Origin of the sequence: Flavobacterium gawalongense, from assembly GCF_007097265.1 — a bacterium.
In the GTDB taxonomy this organism is placed as follows: Bacteria; Bacteroidota; Bacteroidia; order Flavobacteriales; family Flavobacteriaceae; genus Flavobacterium; species Flavobacterium gawalongense.
In genome coordinates, this window is sequence record NZ_VJZP01000001.1 from 262,414 (window position 1) to 280,336 (window position 17,923).

Sequence of the window (17,923 nt, forward strand, 5' to 3'; positions counted from 1 at the left end):
TCAATTACTTCGCTTGTTTTTTGCGAAATTTATCCATTACTTTTTCAAAAATATTTTTGGGTCTATCCTCTTCATGATACCCACTGGAATAGGTTCCGTATCCGTAACCATAACCATATCCGTACCCGTAACCTGCACCGTATTTAGCTTTATTCTCAAACCCGTTCAAAATAATACTGGTGTTATTTAATTCTCCGCGCTTCACTCTATTGTTCAGCAGCGTAATCATTTCTTTTTTAGTAAAATTCTGTCTCACAATATATAAAGTAACATCACAATACTGGGCTAATTCCAATGCATCGGATACCAAACCAACTGGTGGTGTATCTAAGATAATGTAATCGTATTTCTTCTTTAATTCATCAATTAACTCTTTCATTCCCTCGCTCATAATCATCTCAGCCGGATTTGGCGGAACTGGCCCGGAGAGAATAACATCCAGAAAAGGAATGTGAGTGTGATTTATGATTTCATCAACTGTTTTATGCTTAATCAGATAATTTACAACTCCAACTTCATTGGACAAATTAAATTCAGTGAACAGCTTAGGTTTTCTTAAATCAAGACCAATTACTACTGTCTTTTTCTCGCTTAACGCAAATACTGTTGCAATATTTACAGAACAAAATGTTTTCCCTTCACCACTCACCGATGACGTTATCATTAGTGTCTTGGCTCCGCCCACATTTTGCTGTTTATATAAAAACTGAAGTGAAGAGCGAATGGCTCTAAAGGATTCAGACAACGCAGATTTAGGTTTGTCATATACAGCTAAATTAGTATTCTCTTTACTCATCCCCACAACCCCTATCAAAGGGATTTGTGTCAGCTTACTGATATCCTCCGTATTTTGAATCGAATTATTGACAAAGAAAATGGCAAATACAAAAAGTAACGGAAACAATATCCCCAGAAACAATGCCAACACATAATTTACGGATGTTTTTGGTCCAATAAGCCCACCACCAACATCCTTTGCCGGGTCGATAAAATGAATATCTGACAAATTTGCTGCTTTAACAATATCGGCTTCACTTCTTTTTTGAAGAAATGTGCTATAAATATTGTCGCTTAAATCATATTTTCTTTTAATTTTTATTAACTCTTGCTGGTCTTCCGGAAGTTGTTTTATAGTGCTTTCCGTTTCATTAATTTTACTGCTAACCATTGCTAAATCATACTGCAAAGAGGCTTTGGCCGTTGCTATGTTTTCTAACAGCACTTTTTTAACAGCTTCCATTTGATTGTCAAAATCCTTGAATATCTTGTCACTTTTTACCGCATAAGCCATTTCAGATCTTTGAGTAGACAAGGCAATCAGTTTCGAAACACTTACAACAATATTCGGATCTTCAATTCCCGCCACTGATGGCGCTGGAAGTTTAGAATAGTCAACACTATTCTTTAAGTATGCTTTTAATGAATTATAATAGGCCAGTTTACGCGTAACTTCGTCTTTCTTGACATCAAACTCCAGAATCTTATCCGAAAACTTAGCTCCTCCCTCTTCTATATCATAGATGTTTTTATCTTTTCTAAATGATTTCAGTTCATTTCCTGTTTCCTTTAGTTGGGATTCCATTGTAACCAATGTGCTGTCTATAAACGCAATGGTATTAGTTGCAAATTGATTCTTGCTGTCCAATTGTCTTTTTATAAGCATTTTAACAGTCGAATTTAAATATTCAACCATTCTCGCCTTATTGGTTCCTTGCATTCCCAAGGTAATTATAGAACCCCCTTTATCATCTGATTTAACATTTATCCCTTTGTATGAAGATACTGTCCCGTCAAAATCATTAAACCGTACAAAATATTCATTCCCTTTATAAAAACCAGGATTGTCTTTTATTTGTAATTTCCAATTTAAAAAAGGCAATGCTACTTGCTCTCCTACGGTATATCTTTTTACAAAATCACCCGTTTCAACAGCGGTGTTACTGTATGAATTATTAGAATACGTTATTAATGGCGCCTTTTGATTTTCAAAAGGAATTCTGATTTCATATACATTTTCACTCAAAAATTTAATCCTAATCAGGTTTCCTGCTAATTGACCTTTTGATTTATCAATAGTTACATAGAAAGGAACAGCACCATAGGCATCTTCAAGAGTGTATTTTCCCTGAACTAAATAGTTAATATAATATTGCAGCTTATCAACAACCAACTCATTATGAGATCTGGATTGCAACGTAGTTGAAATGGTTTGAACCTGATCTGAAGTTCCACCCCAATTAAAAACCAAACTGGTATTAGAGGTAAAAAGAGGATTACTTTCTTCCTTTACAGAAATAAGCGTTTCCATACCGTAAATTTTTGCTTTACGAATATTTACTTGATAGGCAATCGTGAAAGTGATTAATAAGCTCAGCAAAAACCATTTCCAATAACTTCCGATTTTTATTAAAAATCCTTTAAAGTCAAAACTTACTTGGTTTTCAAAAATCGAAAAATCTTTTATATCTAACATTTTTTGAATTCTGTTTTAGTTTTTTAATAGTAAATAGGTAGTTGTTGCCAATGATAACAGTGTAATAATGGTTCCCAGCGATTCTATTCCTGTTTTTCCGGTTCCCCAAGTTTTTTGTTTGAGTGGTTTTACATAGATATAATCATTTGGTTGCAAATAATAATAAGGCGATTGCATCACATTTATGTCTGTAAGGTCTAAATCCTGCATTTGAACTCCAGTTGGCGTTTTTCTCATGACAGTAACCGCTTTTCTGTTTCCGGTTATAGTAATATCTCCCGAATTTGCAACAGCTTCCATGATAGTTACATGTTCTTGAAATAAAGTTTTAGTTCCTGTACTCCCCACTTCTCCATTGATAGTATATCGGAAACCCGCTAATTTTACGGTCACAAAAATATTAGCTTCGGTATTGAAATATTCCGCTAATAATTGCTTCTCAATTCTGACTCTTATTTCATCCAGGGTGTAACCAATAACATTTAACTCTCCCAAAACCGGAACTCTGACATTCCCATGATCATCAACCGTAAAACCATCAAAATACAATCCTGACTCTGATTTACCCCCAGAAACACCTTCATTTGTAGGACTAAAAATAGCTGCTAATTTTGGATCTATTGCTTTTATGGTGATACTCAAAACATCATTAGTTTGCAATCTGTAAGGCTTTGATTCCACTGCAGAAATAGAAGTTCCTTCTTGTGAGTTATTCTTTTTCTGAAGATAAATTAAATCCTGGGTTGGAATACAAGAAGAAACCATCACACTAATAATTAGCAACAAATAGAGTACAGATTTGCTCATTTTCAATATTTTTAAAGACAAATATAGCTTTTCATTTACGATTTAAAAAGCATCGCTATTCATTAAATGGATTAATTATTTTTAAAAGACTTTTCAAAAGGAACTCTTTGCAATATACTTCTTCCCAAGGTAACTTCATCAGCATATTCCAGTTCATCACCCACCGAAATTCCTCTCGCAATTGTCGATATAATTATTTCGCAATCGGCGATTTGTTTGTAGATATAAAAATTAGTGGTGTCGCCTTCCATGGTGGAGCTTAAAGCAAAAATGATTTCGTTTACGCTTCCTGATTTTACTTTTTCGACCAATGTAGTAATATTTAACTGACTGGGTCCAACGCCGTCAATAGGCGAAATTTTACCTCCCAAAACATGATAAATTCCTCTAAATTGACCTGTATTTTCAATAGCCATTACGTCGCGAATATCTTCTACGATACAAATGATTTGGTGATTTCTGCTTTTGTTGGCACAAATTTCACACAGCACACTATCCGAAATATTATGACAACTATTACAATACTTAATATCTTCCCGCATAGCGACCAAAGCCTGTGATAAAAAACCCGTTTGTTCTTTGGGCTGTTTCAATAAATGCAACACCAATCGCAGCGCCGTTCGTTTACCAATTCCCGGCAACTGAGACATTTCGTTAACTGCTTTTTCTATTAATTTCGAAGAAAATTCCATAAATGCAAATGTAGTAATTTGTTTATTTGTTTATTCGGTTAAATGGTTAAACGAATAAAACAGTTAATCAAATAAAACGATTAAACAAAAAATCGTATTTTAGACACTTTAAACTCGAAAAATGACTCCCAGCACCATTCTACTACTTATAATCTTTTATTTTGGAATTTTATTTTACATCTCTCATGCTGTAAGCAAAAAAGACAGTGGAAATGATGCGTTTTTTAAAGCCAATAAAAACTCAAGATGGTATTTGGTAGCCTTTGGGATGATTGGAACGGCACTTTCCGGAGTGACTTTTATTTCGGTTCCGGGAGAAGTGGGCGCACCAAGCGGCGAACAATTTAAGTATTTCCAGTTTGTCTTAGGAAATGCTATTGGTTTTGTCATTATTGCAAAAGTGCTGTTGCCATTGTATTATCGAATGAATTTGACTTCGATTTATGGTTATATCGAACAGCGGTTGGGAATTTATTCCTACAAAACAGCAGCGACTATTTTTCTAATCAGCAGAACGATTGGTTCTTCCTTTAGATTGTATCTGGTTGTGATCGTTTTGCAGCGTTATGTTTTTGATTTTTATGGAATCCCGTTTGCTTTTACGGTTTTGATTTCGCTGGCTTTAATATTTGCTTACACGTATCGAGGTGGATTAAAAACCATTATTATTACAGATACTTTACAAACCTTTTTCTTAGTTTCTTCTGTCTTTTTAACGATTTTCTTTATTTGCAGCAGTTTAAATCTGAATATTTTTGAAGCTTTTGAGGAAGTAAAAAACAGCAATTATTCTAAAGTATTCTTCTTTGACGATTTTGTATCGAGTAAATTTCATTTTGTGAAACAGATTCTTGGAGGAATTTTTGTAACCATTGCCATGGTAGGTCTGGATCAGGATTTAATGCAGAAAAACCTGAGTTGTAAGAACATTGGCGAAGCCCAAAAAAACATGTTTACTTTCACTGGAATATTTGTACTTATCAATATCTTTTTCCTTAGCGTGGGTGCTTTACTTTATATTTATGCCAATAAAAACGGAATTGAAGTGCCAACCGATTTAGTTACCGGAAAACCCAGAACCGATTTACTTTTCCCAGAAATTGCTTTTCATCATTTGGCATTAATCCCTTCGGTTATTTTCTTGTTGGGATTGACAGCGGCTACCTTTGCCACAACAGATTCCGCCTTAACGGCACTTACGACTTCGTTTTGTGTTGATTTTTTAGGAATGGATAAAGCAGAAAATGTAAACAAACCAAATGTAGTACGAACCAGACATTTTGTTCACATTGCCTTTTCGTTTTTGATGTTTCTAGTAATTGTTTTCTTTAATGCGATCAATGACAGCTCCGTAGTAGGAATGATTTTTAGGGTTGCTTCCTATACGTATGGTCCGCTTTTAGGGTTGTATTGTTTTGGATTGTTTTTAAAGTCAAAGACTGTTAAAGACAAATTTGTTCCTATAATTTGTTTCTTATCTCCTGCTGTAACTTTCCTTATTAGCGAAAATTCAAAAGCATTGTTTTTTGGATATGTATTCGATAACGAACTGATTATCGTAAACGGACTGATTACTTTTCTTGGATTGCTATTGATTAGCAAGAACGCCACTTCAACAACGCGGTTTTAGATTTTTAGCCCATCCCGAAGTTTCGGGAGGCAGTGGCATCCTTTCCCGTCCTGAACTTGTTTCAGGATCCTGAAACAAGTTCAGGACGGGAAAGATATAGCGAACAGCTGACACGAGCGAAGCGAACTGACGAAGTAAATAGCTCCAAAAAAAACTAATCGACTTATTTACTTAACAAACAACTAAAGGTTAAATGTTAGCAGAGGCGAATTCCCCTCTTGAGAGGGGTTAGGGGTGTGTTTTTCTTTAAAATGCAAATATTTCATTTTGTTAATATGCTCTAAAGTATTTACAGTCGTTAAAAACAACAATAAAGTTTGAGTTCATTAGACTTAATATTAGTCTTTAAGTAAGTAACTCGAAAAACTAATATTGATTGGTTGCCAACATAACCAGCGTACACCCTATCTCGACTTTGATATCATTTAATTTCAACAATTGAAAGAACTCCGGATTCTCAGTACCCGGATTAAAAATAACACGTTTTGGTTGTGCCTCAACGATATAATTGTAGTAATCACGCTGACGTAAAGGATTTAAATAAAGAGTAACTGTATCGATATTTTTTAATGGAATAGCTTTAGTTTGGATTTTTATTCCTGCCACTTCACCTGCATTTTGACCTATGGCAAGAACCGAATGCCCTTTATTAACCAATTTTTCAATTGCTAAAAAAGAATATCTGCTCGGTTTTGTTGAAGCTCCAAGAACCAGCGTTTTTTTATTTTTTATCATTTTATGTAATTATATTTTGCAAAAGTAATCAAAAAGGTTCATGAGTTTAGCAATTATTAGGTTTAGTTACAAAAGCAATCAAAACAATATCCTAACATTTGCACCTTTCATAGCGCAAAAAAAAAGAGTATTTTTGCAGCATTAAATCAGAATAACATGGATCTTTTTATTTACCTGTTTGTTGCCCTTTTTTCAGTATTAAACCCTATTGGAACGGTTCCTATATTTGTTGGTCTCACGCAAGACGACACTAAACTGGAGCGTTCCAGAATTTCTTTATGGACTGCGATAAATGTTTTTGCGATACTGATAATCTCCTTTTTTATAGGACAATATGTTTTGATATTTTTTGGCATCAGCATTGACGCACTTCGAATTGCAGGGGGAATAATCATTGTGAGTTCCGGATTTTCATTGCTTTCAGGGAAGTTCAATAAAAAAAGAGGCATTAATAAAAAAGTGGAAACCGATGCCCAAAAAAGAAATGATATTGCCTTGACACCTCTCGCGATTCCTATGCTTGCGGGTCCCGGGTCCATTTCTTTACTTATCGCATTTTATCAGGAACACAACGCAACCAGCGATATTATCATATCTTCACTGGCCATTCTTGCTATCGCTATTGCTATTTTTATTATTCTTAGAAGCGCCCATTATTTAGCAAAAATACTTGGAGCATCCGGAATAGTTGCAATATCGAGAATCGTTGGTTTTATCGTAATTGCAATTGGAATTCAATATATTGTTAGTGCTATTATCAATATTATTAAAGGCAATTTAATATAAATACAACATTTTTTTAACTCTGACAAGGCTGAGAACCTTGTCAGAGTTAAAAAATTAATTTTTAGGCAAGAAAATTTCTGCCATCATACATCTGGCACTTCCACCGCCACAAGCCTCGATAGTATCCAAACTGGAGCTTAAAATTTCAGCGTGTTTTTCCAGTTGTTCAATCTGTTTTGGCGTTAGACTTTGATGTGCAGCTGCACTCATAACCAAATATCTTTTATCATTGGCACCACGAACTTCAAGCATATTTCCTGCAAAATTGTTCATTTGGGCTTCGGTAATCAAAATGATTTCTTTTCCGTTTTCTTTTAGATTCTCCAAAACCATTTTGCGTTCTTTTTTATCATCGATGCAATCCGCACAAATCACCGCAAAAGTTTCTCCCACGCACATCATTACATTCGTGTGATAAATCAGTTTTCGCTCCGAATCGACTGTTTGAAAAGCTTCAAAAATTACGGGTGCATAATCAAAATCTTCACAGAATTCGATAAACAATTCTTCATCAGCTCTGGGAGATAAAGCACAATACGCTTTCGCATTGGCTCTGTCCAGAACTAAACTTCCTGTTCCTTCCAAGAAAAAACCATCTTCCTCAGCCGATGTGTAATCCATTATATTATTGATTACAAAACGGTTGTCTTCCAGAATATCCAAAATATCTTCACGACGTTCCTGACGACGGTTTTCGGCAAACATAGGATACAATGCTACATCCCCGTTTTCGTGAAAAGAAACCCAATTGTTTGGAAAAATGCTATCCGGTGTATCTGGATTTGAAGTGTCGTCAACAACTGTAACGTCAACACCAACTGCTCTTAATTTTTCAACAAAAGCATCAAATTCTTGTTGCGCTTTGGCATTTACGGTTGCCGGCAAAAGCCCGTCTAATACTTTTTGGTAATAATTGTTTACTGCCGTTTGTTCGTTCATTCGAAACGCCACCGGGCGAATCATCAATATGGAATTTGTTGTCTGTTTCATTTTTTATTTATTTTTTTGTAGAGACGCATAGCAGTGCGTCTCTAAAGTAAATTTAATCTCTAATTAAAGGTAAGGTAGAACATCGCAATAATCCTTCTTGTTTTGCAATTTCCGCATAGGGTATTTCTTCCACTACAAAATCATTGGCTCGCAACCAATTGTTTAATCTGGTAAAGTTTTTTTCGGAAACAACAACATTCGTATCTATGGAAAAAACATTAGAATTCATATGATACATTTCGTTTCTTGTAATGTGAAACAAGTTTTCTTTTCCAAAAAGATTCACAAGAAACATGTAATCTGCTTCTTCGCGGAATCCACTTTTGTAAATAATTCCTTTATCATTACCAACAGGCTGAAAACAACAATCCAAATGCAAAGCATTGTCACGGGCTTCAATTTTTGATTTCACTAAATCGAATTCTTTAACAATTTTATTTGGAAATAAATCTTTGATGTATTGAACTCCTTGCACATTCGTTCTTGCCGTAATATAATCTTTGTAATCGCTCCCTTTGTAAGTTCCAAGAAATATGTAGTCATTCCACAAAATCACGTCTCCGCCTTCAATATGCACTTCTTCTGGAGGGCGAACGACTTTTTTGGGATCAACTTGATCAATAATATATTGTATCGCATCTAACTCCCGTTCTCTGTCGGGCAATATATTGGATTTAATAAAAATATCATCTATAACAAAACCAATGTCCCTTGTAAATATCTGATTGTAATTGGCAATCATTTCCGGACGAAAAACAGTCACATTGTATCTCTTCAGCACTTTATTAAAGGCGTCCATCTCAGCAACCATATCCGCTTCTTTGGGATAAGTACCCGCTAAAATATGCTCTAAGGATTTTGGATCATACGCTTCATCAGCCTTTGGTGTTGGCCCATTATTGATTGCCGAACCTAAAACTACGACCCTTAATCTTGAAGTTTCATTCTTTATATGTAACGCTAGCATGTATTTTCACTTTTGGCAAATATAAAAAAAGCTTCACAGATTAGTGAAGCTTTTTGAATTGAAATTTATCTTTTGTCAGAGGAGACAAAGTCTCTCAAAGGACTACCAGTATAGATCTGTCTTGGTCTTCCGATAGGTTCTTTATTTTCTCGCATTTCTTTCCACTGTGCAATCCAGCCAGGCAAACGACCAATGGCGAACATTACGGTAAACATATCTGTAGGAATTCCTAATGCTCTGTAAATAATTCCAGAATAGAAATCTACATTTGGATATAAGTTTCTTGATTTGAAATATTCATCTTCTAAAGCTGATTCTTCCAGTTTCTTAGCGATAGCAAGAATTGGATCTTCCACTCCTAAAGTTGCCAAAACTTCGTTAGCCGCTTTTTTAATGATTTTCGCTCTTGGATCGAAATTTTTATAAACTCTGTGACCAAATCCCATCAATCGGAAAGGATCATTTTTATCTTTTGCTTTAGCTATATATTTCTCAGCGTCACCACCATTTTTGTGGATTTCTTCCAGCATTTCAAGTACTGCTTGATTAGCACCGCCATGTAAAGGCCCCCAAAGTGCAGAAACTCCTGCAGATATTGAAGCAAATAATCCAGCATGAGAAGAACCCACCATTCTAACTGTCGAAGTGGAACAATTTTGCTCATGATCCGCATGAAGAATAAACAATCTATCTAATGCATCAATTACAACAGGACTTGCTTTATAAGGCTCCGTTGGCAATTCAAACATTAAACGCATGAAATTCTCTACATATCCCTTTGTATTATCATAATAATTTAAAGGATAACCCATACTTTTTCTGTACGTCCAAGTTGCAATTACCAAGAATTTACCCATGGTTTTGCAAACTGCTTCATACATCTCTTTATCATTTTCAACATTCACCGACTTTGGATTAAATGCTGTCAAAGCACTTGTCAAAGCAGCTAAAACACCCATTGGATGAGCTGTTTTTGGAAAACCGTCAATGATGTTTTTCATTTCCTCGTTGACCAAAGTATATTTTCTAATATCATTTTCAAATTGCTCTAACTGAACTTTAGTTGGCAATTCTCCAAAAATTAAAAGATAAGAAACTTCTAAAAAATCTGCCTTTTCAGCTAAATCTTCTATTGAATACCCTCTATAACGCAAAATCCCAAGTTCTCCATCAAGGAAAGTAATTTCGCTTTTACAAGAACCTGAATTTTTGTAGCCCGGATCAATAGTAATTGCACCCGACAAATCACGTAATTTGTTAATATCGATAGCAACTTCATTTTCAGTTCCTACAATGATAGGAAGTTCAAATTTTTCGCCATCTATTTCTAATGTTGCTGTTTTTGACATAATATAATTGGAAATAAAACTTTTAAAATAATAATTTACCAAATCTAGGGAATTTCAAATTAATTAAAAAATGAATAACACAATGAAATTGTTAAAACTCACAAAAAAAGCCACTCACTTTACGTGAATGGCTTTTTTTTAAAAATTATTATGAAATTATTTTATTTTGAAAGCGTTTTTACCTGGAAAATAAGCTGTATTTCCTAGTTCTTCCTCAATTCTTAATAATTGGTTGTATTTAGCCATACGATCTGAACGAGAAGCCGAACCTGTTTTAATTTGACCACAATTCAAAGCTACTGCTAAATCTGCAATGGTGTTATCTTCTGTCTCTCCTGAACGGTGTGACATCACTGAAGTATACCCTGCATTCTTAGCCATGTTAACCGCTGCAATAGTTTCTGTCAACGTTCCAATTTGGTTTACTTTTACAAGGATTGAATTAGCGATTCCTTTTTCAATACCTGTAGCCAAACGCGTCACATTGGTAACGAATAAATCATCTCCAACTAATTGTACTTTATCGCCAATTTTTTCCGTAAGCAATTTCCATCCGTCCCAGTCATTCTCATCCATTCCATCTTCGATAGAAATGATTGGATATTTAGCCACTAATTCTGCTAAATAATCTACTTGCTCTGCAGAAGATCTGATCTTACCCGTTTCGCCTTCAAATTTAGTATAGTCGTATTTTCCATTTACATAAAACTCTGCAGAAGCACAGTCTAAAGCAATCATGATTTCATCTCCAAAAGTATATCCTGCAGTTTCAACCGCTTTTTTGATCGTATCCAAAGCATCTTCAGTTCCTCCAGGAAGATTTGGTGCAAAACCACCTTCATCACCCACTGCAGTTGAAAGCCCTCTGTCGTGTAACACTTTTTTCAAACTATGAAAAATTTCCGTTCCCATTTGCATTGCATGTGAAAATGATGTTGCTTTCACAGGGAAAATCATAAATTCCTGAAATGCGATAGGCGCATCAGAATGAGAACCTCCATTGATGATATTCATCATTGGAACTGGCAATGTATTCGCAGAAACACCACCTATGTATCTATATAAAGGTAAACCTAGTTCATTCGCAGCAGCTTTTGCAACCGCTAGAGAAACGCCTAATATTGCATTTGCTCCTAAGTTAGATTTATTTGGAGTACCATCTAAATCAATCATCATTTGATCAATAAGATTTTGTTCGAAAACTGAAACTCCAACAAGTTCTTCAGAAATAATGGTATTAACATTTTTCACAGCATTCAAAACTCCTTTTCCAAGAAATGCTTTTCCTCCATCACGTAATTCAACTGCTTCATGTTCTCCAGTTGAAGCACCAGATGGTACAGCCGCTCTTCCTAAAACACCATTGTCTGTAATTACATCTACTTCAATTGTAGGATTTCCTCTTGAATCGAAAATTTGTCTTGCGTGAATTTTGATAATTATACTCATAATACTAAAATTTAAATTTTAAAATACAAATATATTCTATCTTTTGTAATCATTTAATGAAAATAATGAATGTTATTAACGAAAACGTTATAATTTTTTCACAAACAAAACATTTAAGCTATTTTAAGAATTTATTTTTACATTATTTGTTATTTTTTACGATTCCCTTACCATCAAAACAAACCAATTGGCAGCATTTTATCCTAAACTTAATCCTGCTAATTTTAAACTAAAACCAATTAATTAAGACTAACAAATCAATCAAAAACAACCTCATTATCAATAATATAAAGTAACTTTATATTCATTTTTTTAATCATAAAAACACCCTTTATTTCGTATCTTTCTTAATTGAAAATTTTTACTATTCAAGCTATAAATAAAAAAAAATAAAAACGCGATGGACCCTTTAAAAAACCGTAACAATTTAAATAATTCTAGTGAAATTGTAGCATTATTGAACAAAACGTCTTCTCCATTGGAAAATACAGCAGATTTAGATCCATTAATCGATTATATCGGAGACGCAAAATATGTCCTTTTGGGCGAAGCCTCACATGGAACACATGAATATTATACTTGGAGAGCTAAAATTACACAACGACTGATAAAGGAAAAAGGCTTCTCTTTTGTAGGAGTCGAAGGCGACTGGCCAGATTGCTACCGTTTGAATCGGTATGCAAAAGGATATTTAAATTCCGGAAAAGACATCTTTAGTGTCATGAATGAATTTAAAAGATGGCCAACGTGGATGTGGGCTAATTGGGAAACTGCAGCATTCATCGATTGGCTGAAGGTTTATAACGAAGATTTATCCCCTGATAAGAGAATAGGATTTTATGGTTTAGATGTATACAGCTTCAGAGAATCAATGAATTCCATTATTCAATATTTAGAAAAAAATGATCCCAAAGCACTGGCAGTTGCAAAAACAGCCATGAAATGCTTCGAGCCTTACGGCAAAGACGAAGGCCAAACGTACGCCAGAGCCTCTTCATACGTACCGGAACTATGTGAAAAAGAAATCCTGCACATGCTGACGGAAATAATAAAAAATATTCCCAACTACAATCATGATCCAGAAAATGTTTTGAGTACCGAACAAAATGCATTCATTGCCAGAAATGCTGAAAAATATTATCGCGCCATGATAAAAAGAGGTTCAGCCTCCTGGAATATTCGGGACGAGCACATGGTTTCCACTATAGAGCGGCTTATGAAATTCCACGGAAAGGAAGCGAAAATAATAGTCTGGGAACACAATACGCACATTGGCGACGCACGTGCTACAGAAATGGCGTCCGAGGGTATGGTAAATGTGGGGCAGTTAGTAAGAGAGCAACATTTGAGTGATGGAGTAGTTGCGGTAGGATTTGGTTCATACAAAGGAAGTGTGGTTGCCGGAAGAGAATGGGGCGATTCCATGCGAAAAATAAAAGTTCCGGAAGCAGTCGTGGGAAGTTGGGAACATGCTTTTCATCTTGCAGGTAACGGAAAAAATAAATTAGTATTAATGAATAAAATAAAGGACGAAAAATGTCTTTCTACCTATATAGGACATCGGGCCATTGGGGTAGTTTATAATCCAGAGCATGAAAGATTCGGAAATTACGTTCCTACACTACTACCAAAAAGATATGATGCTTTCATATTTCTTGACGAAACAAACGCATTACATCCCATACACATCCAACCGGATGGGAACCAAATCCCTGAAACTTATCCTTTTGGTATGTAAGTTTGTATTGCTTTATAAAAAAAGGGCTTGACTTAATTAAAAGTCAAACCCTACTATTTTAAATTTTCGTGCCATATTAGATGATATCTAGCAGCATTCTTAACTTTTTATATTTTCTATAAACTGATCAAATAAATAGGAAGCATCATGTGGTCCCGGACTTGCCTCAGGATGGTATTGCACTGAGAAACAATTTTTGTTTTTCATTCGCATTCCTGCAACAGTACCATCATTAAGATGAAGATGTGTAATTTCTAAATCAGGATGATTTTCCAACTCTTCTTTATTTACAGCAAAACCGTGATTTTGAGAAGTGATTTCTCCTTTTCCAGTAATGATGTTTTTTACAGGATGGTTTATTCCTCTGTGACCGTTAAACATTTTATAAGTCGAAATTCCGTTAGCCAAACCAATTACTTGGTGTCCAAGACAGATTCCGAATAATGGATTGTTGTTTTCAAGAATTTCTTTTGCTACTTGAATAGCACCGGAAAGAGGCTCAGGATCACCAGGTCCATTAGATAAAAAATACCCATCTGGATTAAATGCCGCTAAATCTTGGTAAGAAGAATCAAAAGGAAACACTTTGATATAGCAATCTCTTTTGGCAAGGTTACGAAGAATATTCATTTTAATTCCTAAGTCAAGAGCGGAAATCTTATACGTTGCATTCTCATCACCAAAAAAGTAAGGTTCAGCAGTAGAAACCTTAGAAGCTAACTCTAGTCCTTTCATATCCGGCACTTTTTCCAGTAAAGCTTTCAGTTCTTCAATTGGTGTTTCATCTGTACAAATTACAGCATTCATAGCACCGTTGTCACGTATATAGCTCACCAAAGCACGCGTATCTACATCTGAAATGCAGATAAGATTTTGTTTAATAAAATAGTCTTCCAAACTTTCTGAAGCATCTTCGCGAGAGTAATTGAAGCTAAAGTTTTTACAAACCAAACCTGAAATTTTAATGCTATCCGATTCAATTTCTTTCTCATTTACCCCATAATTTCCAATATGAGCATTGGTGGCTACCATTAACTGTCCAAAATAAGATGGATCCGTGAATATTTCCTGATACCCTGTCATTCCTGTGTTAAAACAAACTTCCCCAAAAGTGGTTCCACTGATTCCAATAGATTTACCATGGAATATAGTTCCGTCACTTAATAGAAGAATTGCTTTTTGTCGTGTTGTATATTTCATTCGTTGATTTCTATTATTTTTTTAATGGTCTCATGTAACTCGAATAAACTCGTTTCATGTGTAGTTAAATATTGTGCAAATTTAATTCTTTAAAGTAATGGATGCAATCTTTTTAAAATTTATATTTTAAAACAATCCTCCTACAAATATCAAAAGAAATAGGAGTCTAAATCCTGGATTCTATTTTCGAAAGACTTCTTATGAAAAACAATCGTTCTAAGTAGCCCTGATTACTTCACTTAGCCTCTATTTTTCATAGGAGTTCAGTGAACTTCGTTTGAAGCGGTATCCTTTTCTTGTCCTTCTGACGAAGGAAGAATGGCATGAAAAGATATAGCGAAAAGCAGGTGAAAAGTTCCTTTAAATGTATAATGTTGTGCTCCTCAAATTAAAAAAAATCAAAAAAAAAGGATAAACTAGTACTAGCTTATCCTTGATTTTATTGAATGATTATTTTCATAACTATTCAGCAGTCTCTGTAGTTGTTTCAGTTTGCTTCGCCTGTTCGCTAGCGCTCGAGTCAGCAGCTGGAGCTTCAGTAGCTTCATCTTTCTTAGCTTTACCACCACGACGGCTTTTTGCTTTTTTAACTTCTTTTTTACCACCATTGTAAAGTTCATTGAAATCTACTAATTCGATCATTGCCATATCAGCATTATCTCCTAAACGATTTCCAACTTTAATGATACGAGTGTATCCACCTGGACGGTCTCCTACTTTAGCAGCTACGTCTCTGAACAAGTCAGTTACCGCATATTTGCTACGTAAGTATCCAAAAACGATACGACGATTGTGAGTTGTATCAGCTTTAGATTTTGTTATTAAAGGCTCAACGAATTGTTTAAGCGCTTTTGCTTTAGCAACAGTAGTGTTAATACGTTTGTGCTCAATAAGAGAACAAGCCATATTAGCTAACATAGATTTTCTATGTGCAGTCTGTCTGCTTAAGTGATTGAATTTTTTTCCGTGTCTCATTGCTTTATGAAATGTAATCCGCCAAGGCGGATTAGATTATTCTTTATCTAGTTTGTATTTTGCTAAATCCATACCGAAGTTTAAATTTTTAACTGCAACAAGCTCATCAAGTTCAGTTAAAGATTTTTTACCAAAATTACGGAATTTCATTAGGTCATTTTTATTGAACGATACTAAGTCACCAAGTGTATCAACTTCAGCCGCTTTCAAACAATTTAATGCTCTTACAGAAAGATCCATATCAACAAGCTTAGTTTTAAGCAATTGTCTCATATGTAATGACTCTTCATCATACGATTCTGTTTGTGCAATTTCGTCAGCCTCGAGTGTAATTCTTTCGTCAGAGAATAACATGAAATGGTGAATTAAAACTTTTGCAGCTTCAGTAAGGGCATCTTTTGGATTGATAGAACCATCAGTTTTTATTTCAAAAACTAATTTTTCATAATCTGTTTTTTGCTCTACACGGAAGTTTTCAATCGCATATTTTACATTTTTTACCGGAGTAAAAATTGAATCTGTAAAAATAGTTCCAATTGCAGCATTCTGTTTTTTGTTCTCTTCAGCAGGAACATATCCTCTACCTTTTTCGATTGTTAAATCGAAATTAAGTTTGATCTTACTGTCTAAATTACAAATAACCAGTTCTGGATTCAAAACTTGGAAACCTGAAATAAATTTTTGAAAATCACCAGCTGTTAATTGATCTTTACCTGAAACAGAAATAGTAACTGATTCATTATCTATATCTTCAATTTGACGTTTGAAACGTACTTGTTTAAGATTAAGAATAATTTCGGTAACGTCTTCAACAACTCCTGAAATAGTAGAAAACTCATGATCTACACCTTCAATGCGAACAGATGTAATTGCATAACCTTCTAATGCTGAAAGCAAAACTCTTCTAAGTGCATTACCAACGGTCAATCCGTATCCTGGTTCTAAAGGTCTAAATTCAAATTTACCTTCAAAATCGGTTGAATCGATCATGATAACTTTATCGGGCTTCTGAAAATTAAATATTGCCATAAATTTCGACTAAGTCAATTATTATTTGTTGTACAACTCTACGATTAATTGTTCTTTAATGTTTTCTGGAATTTGAAGTCTAGCTGGTACAGAAACGAAAGTACCTTCTTTGATATCATTATTCCAAGTAATCCATTCATAAACATGACTTGAATTAGATAAAGAACGTTCGATAGCTTCTAAAGATTTAGATTTTTCACGAACAGCAACTTTATCACCAGGTTTAAGGTGGTAAGAAGGAATATTAACCACTTCACCGTTTACGGTTACATGTCTGTGAGAAACGATTTGACGCGCACCTCTTCTAGAAGGAGCAATACCCATTCTAAAAACAACGTTATCTAATCTTGCTTCACACAATTGTAATAATACTTCACCAGTAACTCCTTTAGTAGCTGATGCTTTTTCGAATAAATTTCTGAATTGTTTTTCTAATATTCCGTAAGAATATTTAGCTTTTTGCTTTTCCATTAACTGGACAGCATATTCAGATTTTTTTCCTCTTTTTTTAGCCATCCCGTGTTGTCCAGGTGGGTAATTTCTTTTTTCGAAAGCTTTATCGTCTCCGAAAATTGCTTCGCCAAATTTACGAGCGATTTTGGTTTTTGGACCAGTATATCTTGCCATTTTAAAAAATTTAAGGTAGAGATTATGAATTCAGGTCGTATCCTCCGATAATCTATATTCTACCTATGTTATACTATATAATATTTTGAGTATTAAACTCTACGTCTTTTAGGAGGACGACATCCATTGTGAGGCATTGGAGTAACATCGATAATCTCAGTCACTTCAATTCCACCGTTATGCAAAGAACGGATCGCAGACTCACGTCCGTTTCCTGGTCCTTTAACATAAACCTTTACTTTTTTAAGTCCAGCTTCAAGAGCTACTTTACTACAATCTTCTGCTGCCATTTGGGCTGCGTATGGAGTGTTCTTTTTAGAACCTCTAAAACCCATTTTACCAGCTGAAGACCAAGAAATAACTTCACCTTTTTTGTTTGTCAAAGAAATGATGATATTGTTAAAAGTAGCAGAAATATGAGCTTCTCCCGTTGATTCAACGATAACTTTACGTTTTTTTGCAGTTGCTTTAGCCAT

The 17,923-nt window shown here is 34.7% G+C and carries 16 protein-coding genes; 3 read left to right on the forward strand and 13 right to left on the reverse strand.

What is annotated here, in order from left to right; translation table 11 throughout:
* Positions 1 to 4: 4 nt before the first annotated feature.
* The 3 genes from FNW38_RS01200 to recR all read right to left on the reverse strand — a co-directional run bounded on the left by FNW38_RS01200 (position 5) and on the right by recR (position 3,972).
* A complete protein-coding gene (locus tag FNW38_RS01200; RefSeq protein ID WP_144064351.1) occupies positions 5 to 2,473 on the reverse strand; it encodes a polysaccharide biosynthesis tyrosine autokinase in 2,469 nt (822 codons plus the stop codon).
* 15 nt (positions 2,474 to 2,488) lie between these two features.
* Positions 2,489 to 3,280 carry a polysaccharide biosynthesis/export family protein gene (locus tag FNW38_RS01205; protein WP_144064350.1) on the reverse strand — a complete coding sequence of 264 codons (792 nt, stop codon included), beginning with the start codon at positions 3,278 to 3,280 and terminating at the stop codon, positions 2,489 to 2,491.
* Positions 3,281 to 3,351: 71 nt separating this feature from the next.
* Positions 3,352 to 3,972 carry a recombination mediator RecR gene (gene recR / locus FNW38_RS01210; RefSeq protein WP_143387607.1) on the reverse strand — a complete coding sequence of 207 codons (621 nt, stop codon included), beginning with the start codon at positions 3,970 to 3,972 and terminating at the stop codon, positions 3,352 to 3,354.
* A gap of 121 nt (positions 3,973 to 4,093) precedes the next feature.
* Here recR and FNW38_RS01215 point away from each other — a divergent pair, with 121 nt between their 5' ends.
* Positions 4,094 to 5,602, forward strand: a complete 1,509-nt coding sequence (locus FNW38_RS01215; RefSeq protein WP_144064349.1) for a sodium:solute symporter — start codon at positions 4,094 to 4,096, stop codon at positions 5,600 to 5,602.
* 366 nt (positions 5,603 to 5,968) lie between these two features.
* Here the strand turns inward: FNW38_RS01215 and FNW38_RS01220 are convergent, their stop codons facing one another.
* Positions 5,969 to 6,334: a CoA-binding protein gene (locus FNW38_RS01220; RefSeq protein WP_143387710.1), complete on the reverse strand. Its 366-nt coding sequence runs from the start codon at positions 6,332 to 6,334 to the stop codon at positions 5,969 to 5,971.
* A 159-nt stretch (positions 6,335 to 6,493) separates the two neighbouring features.
* Here FNW38_RS01220 and FNW38_RS01225 point away from each other — a divergent pair, with 159 nt between their 5' ends.
* Positions 6,494 to 7,123, forward strand: a complete 630-nt coding sequence (locus FNW38_RS01225; RefSeq protein WP_143387712.1) for a MarC family NAAT transporter — start codon at positions 6,494 to 6,496, stop codon at positions 7,121 to 7,123.
* A 54-nt stretch (positions 7,124 to 7,177) separates the two neighbouring features.
* Here the strand turns inward: FNW38_RS01225 and ctlX are convergent, their stop codons facing one another.
* From ctlX to eno, 4 genes are all read right to left on the reverse strand, one after another.
* Positions 7,178 to 8,113, reverse strand: a complete 936-nt coding sequence (ctlX, locus tag FNW38_RS01230) for a citrulline utilization hydrolase CtlX (RefSeq protein ID WP_144064348.1) — start codon at positions 8,111 to 8,113, stop codon at positions 7,178 to 7,180.
* A 52-nt stretch (positions 8,114 to 8,165) separates the two neighbouring features.
* Positions 8,166 to 9,080, reverse strand: a complete 915-nt coding sequence (locus FNW38_RS01235; RefSeq protein ID WP_144064347.1) for a dimethylarginine dimethylaminohydrolase family protein — start codon at positions 9,078 to 9,080, stop codon at positions 8,166 to 8,168.
* A 65-nt stretch (positions 9,081 to 9,145) separates the two neighbouring features.
* Positions 9,146 to 10,429 carry a citrate synthase gene (locus FNW38_RS01240; protein ID WP_143387611.1) on the reverse strand — a complete coding sequence of 428 codons (1,284 nt, stop codon included), beginning with the start codon at positions 10,427 to 10,429 and terminating at the stop codon, positions 9,146 to 9,148.
* Between the two features lie 156 nt (positions 10,430 to 10,585).
* Positions 10,586 to 11,878 (reverse strand): phosphopyruvate hydratase, encoded by a 1,293-nt coding sequence (gene eno, locus FNW38_RS01245; protein WP_143387612.1) that lies wholly within the window; start codon positions 11,876 to 11,878, stop codon positions 10,586 to 10,588.
* A gap of 400 nt (positions 11,879 to 12,278) precedes the next feature.
* On the opposite strand from eno, the gene FNW38_RS01250 reads away from it, so the two are divergent.
* Positions 12,279 to 13,616 (forward strand): erythromycin esterase family protein, encoded by a 1,338-nt coding sequence (locus tag FNW38_RS01250; RefSeq protein ID WP_144064346.1) that lies wholly within the window; start codon positions 12,279 to 12,281, stop codon positions 13,614 to 13,616.
* A gap of 99 nt (positions 13,617 to 13,715) precedes the next feature.
* On the opposite strand, the gene carA is transcribed toward FNW38_RS01250, so the two are convergent.
* The 5 genes from carA to rpsK all read right to left on the reverse strand — a co-directional run bounded on the left by carA (position 13,716) and on the right by rpsK (position 17,923).
* Entirely contained in the window at positions 13,716 to 14,816 is a 1,101-nt protein-coding gene (gene carA, locus FNW38_RS01255) for a glutamine-hydrolyzing carbamoyl-phosphate synthase small subunit (protein WP_144064345.1), read from the reverse strand.
* A 462-nt stretch (positions 14,817 to 15,278) separates the two neighbouring features.
* Positions 15,279 to 15,791 carry a 50S ribosomal protein L17 gene (rplQ, locus tag FNW38_RS01260; protein WP_143387615.1) on the reverse strand — a complete coding sequence of 171 codons (513 nt, stop codon included), beginning with the start codon at positions 15,789 to 15,791 and terminating at the stop codon, positions 15,279 to 15,281.
* Positions 15,792 to 15,827: 36 nt separating this feature from the next.
* Positions 15,828 to 16,820, reverse strand: coding sequence for a DNA-directed RNA polymerase subunit alpha (locus tag FNW38_RS01265; protein WP_039110214.1), 993 nt, complete (start codon positions 16,818 to 16,820; stop codon positions 15,828 to 15,830).
* Positions 16,821 to 16,841: 21 nt separating this feature from the next.
* On the reverse strand, positions 16,842 to 17,447 hold the full coding sequence (rpsD, locus tag FNW38_RS01270) for a 30S ribosomal protein S4 (RefSeq protein WP_143387616.1): 606 nt from the start codon (positions 17,445 to 17,447) through the stop codon (positions 16,842 to 16,844).
* A gap of 92 nt (positions 17,448 to 17,539) precedes the next feature.
* Positions 17,540 to 17,923 carry a 30S ribosomal protein S11 gene (gene rpsK, locus FNW38_RS01275; protein WP_024981527.1) on the reverse strand — a complete coding sequence of 128 codons (384 nt, stop codon included), beginning with the start codon at positions 17,921 to 17,923 and terminating at the stop codon, positions 17,540 to 17,542.

What these genes read in the sequence shown, in the direction of transcription:
- FNW38_RS01265 (WP_039110214.1), bottom strand. Translation starts at nt 16,820, where the DNA reads ATGGCAATATTTAATTTTCAGAAGCCCGATAAAGTTATCATGATCGAT.
- rpsD (WP_143387616.1), bottom strand. Translation starts at nt 17,447, where the DNA reads ATGGCAAGATATACTGGTCCAAAAACCAAAATCGCTCGTAAATTTGGC.
- carA (WP_144064345.1), bottom strand. Translation starts at nt 14,816, where the DNA reads ATGAAATATACAACACGACAAAAAGCAATTCTTCTATTAAGTGACGGA.
- FNW38_RS01200 (WP_144064351.1), bottom strand. Translation starts at nt 2,473, where the DNA reads ATGTTAGATATAAAAGATTTTTCGATTTTTGAAAACCAAGTAAGTTTT.
- FNW38_RS01215 (WP_144064349.1), top strand. Translation starts at nt 4,094, where the DNA reads ATGACTCCCAGCACCATTCTACTACTTATAATCTTTTATTTTGGAATT.
- FNW38_RS01225 (WP_143387712.1), top strand. Translation starts at nt 6,494, where the DNA reads ATGGATCTTTTTATTTACCTGTTTGTTGCCCTTTTTTCAGTATTAAAC.
- rpsK (WP_024981527.1), bottom strand. Translation starts at nt 17,923, where the DNA reads ATGGCTAAAGCAACTGCAAAAAAACGTAAAGTTATCGTTGAATCAACG.
- FNW38_RS01250 (WP_144064346.1), top strand. Translation starts at nt 12,279, where the DNA reads ATGGACCCTTTAAAAAACCGTAACAATTTAAATAATTCTAGTGAAATT.
- rplQ (WP_143387615.1), bottom strand. Translation starts at nt 15,791, where the DNA reads ATGAGACACGGAAAAAAATTCAATCACTTAAGCAGACAGACTGCACAT.
- recR (WP_143387607.1), bottom strand. Translation starts at nt 3,972, where the DNA reads ATGGAATTTTCTTCGAAATTAATAGAAAAAGCAGTTAACGAAATGTCT.
- FNW38_RS01240 (WP_143387611.1), bottom strand. Translation starts at nt 10,429, where the DNA reads ATGTCAAAAACAGCAACATTAGAAATAGATGGCGAAAAATTTGAACTT.
- FNW38_RS01235 (WP_144064347.1), bottom strand. Translation starts at nt 9,080, where the DNA reads ATGCTAGCGTTACATATAAAGAATGAAACTTCAAGATTAAGGGTCGTA.
- ctlX (WP_144064348.1), bottom strand. Translation starts at nt 8,113, where the DNA reads ATGAAACAGACAACAAATTCCATATTGATGATTCGCCCGGTGGCGTTT.
- eno (WP_143387612.1), bottom strand. Translation starts at nt 11,878, where the DNA reads ATGAGTATAATTATCAAAATTCACGCAAGACAAATTTTCGATTCAAGA.
- FNW38_RS01205 (WP_144064350.1), bottom strand. Translation starts at nt 3,280, where the DNA reads ATGAGCAAATCTGTACTCTATTTGTTGCTAATTATTAGTGTGATGGTT.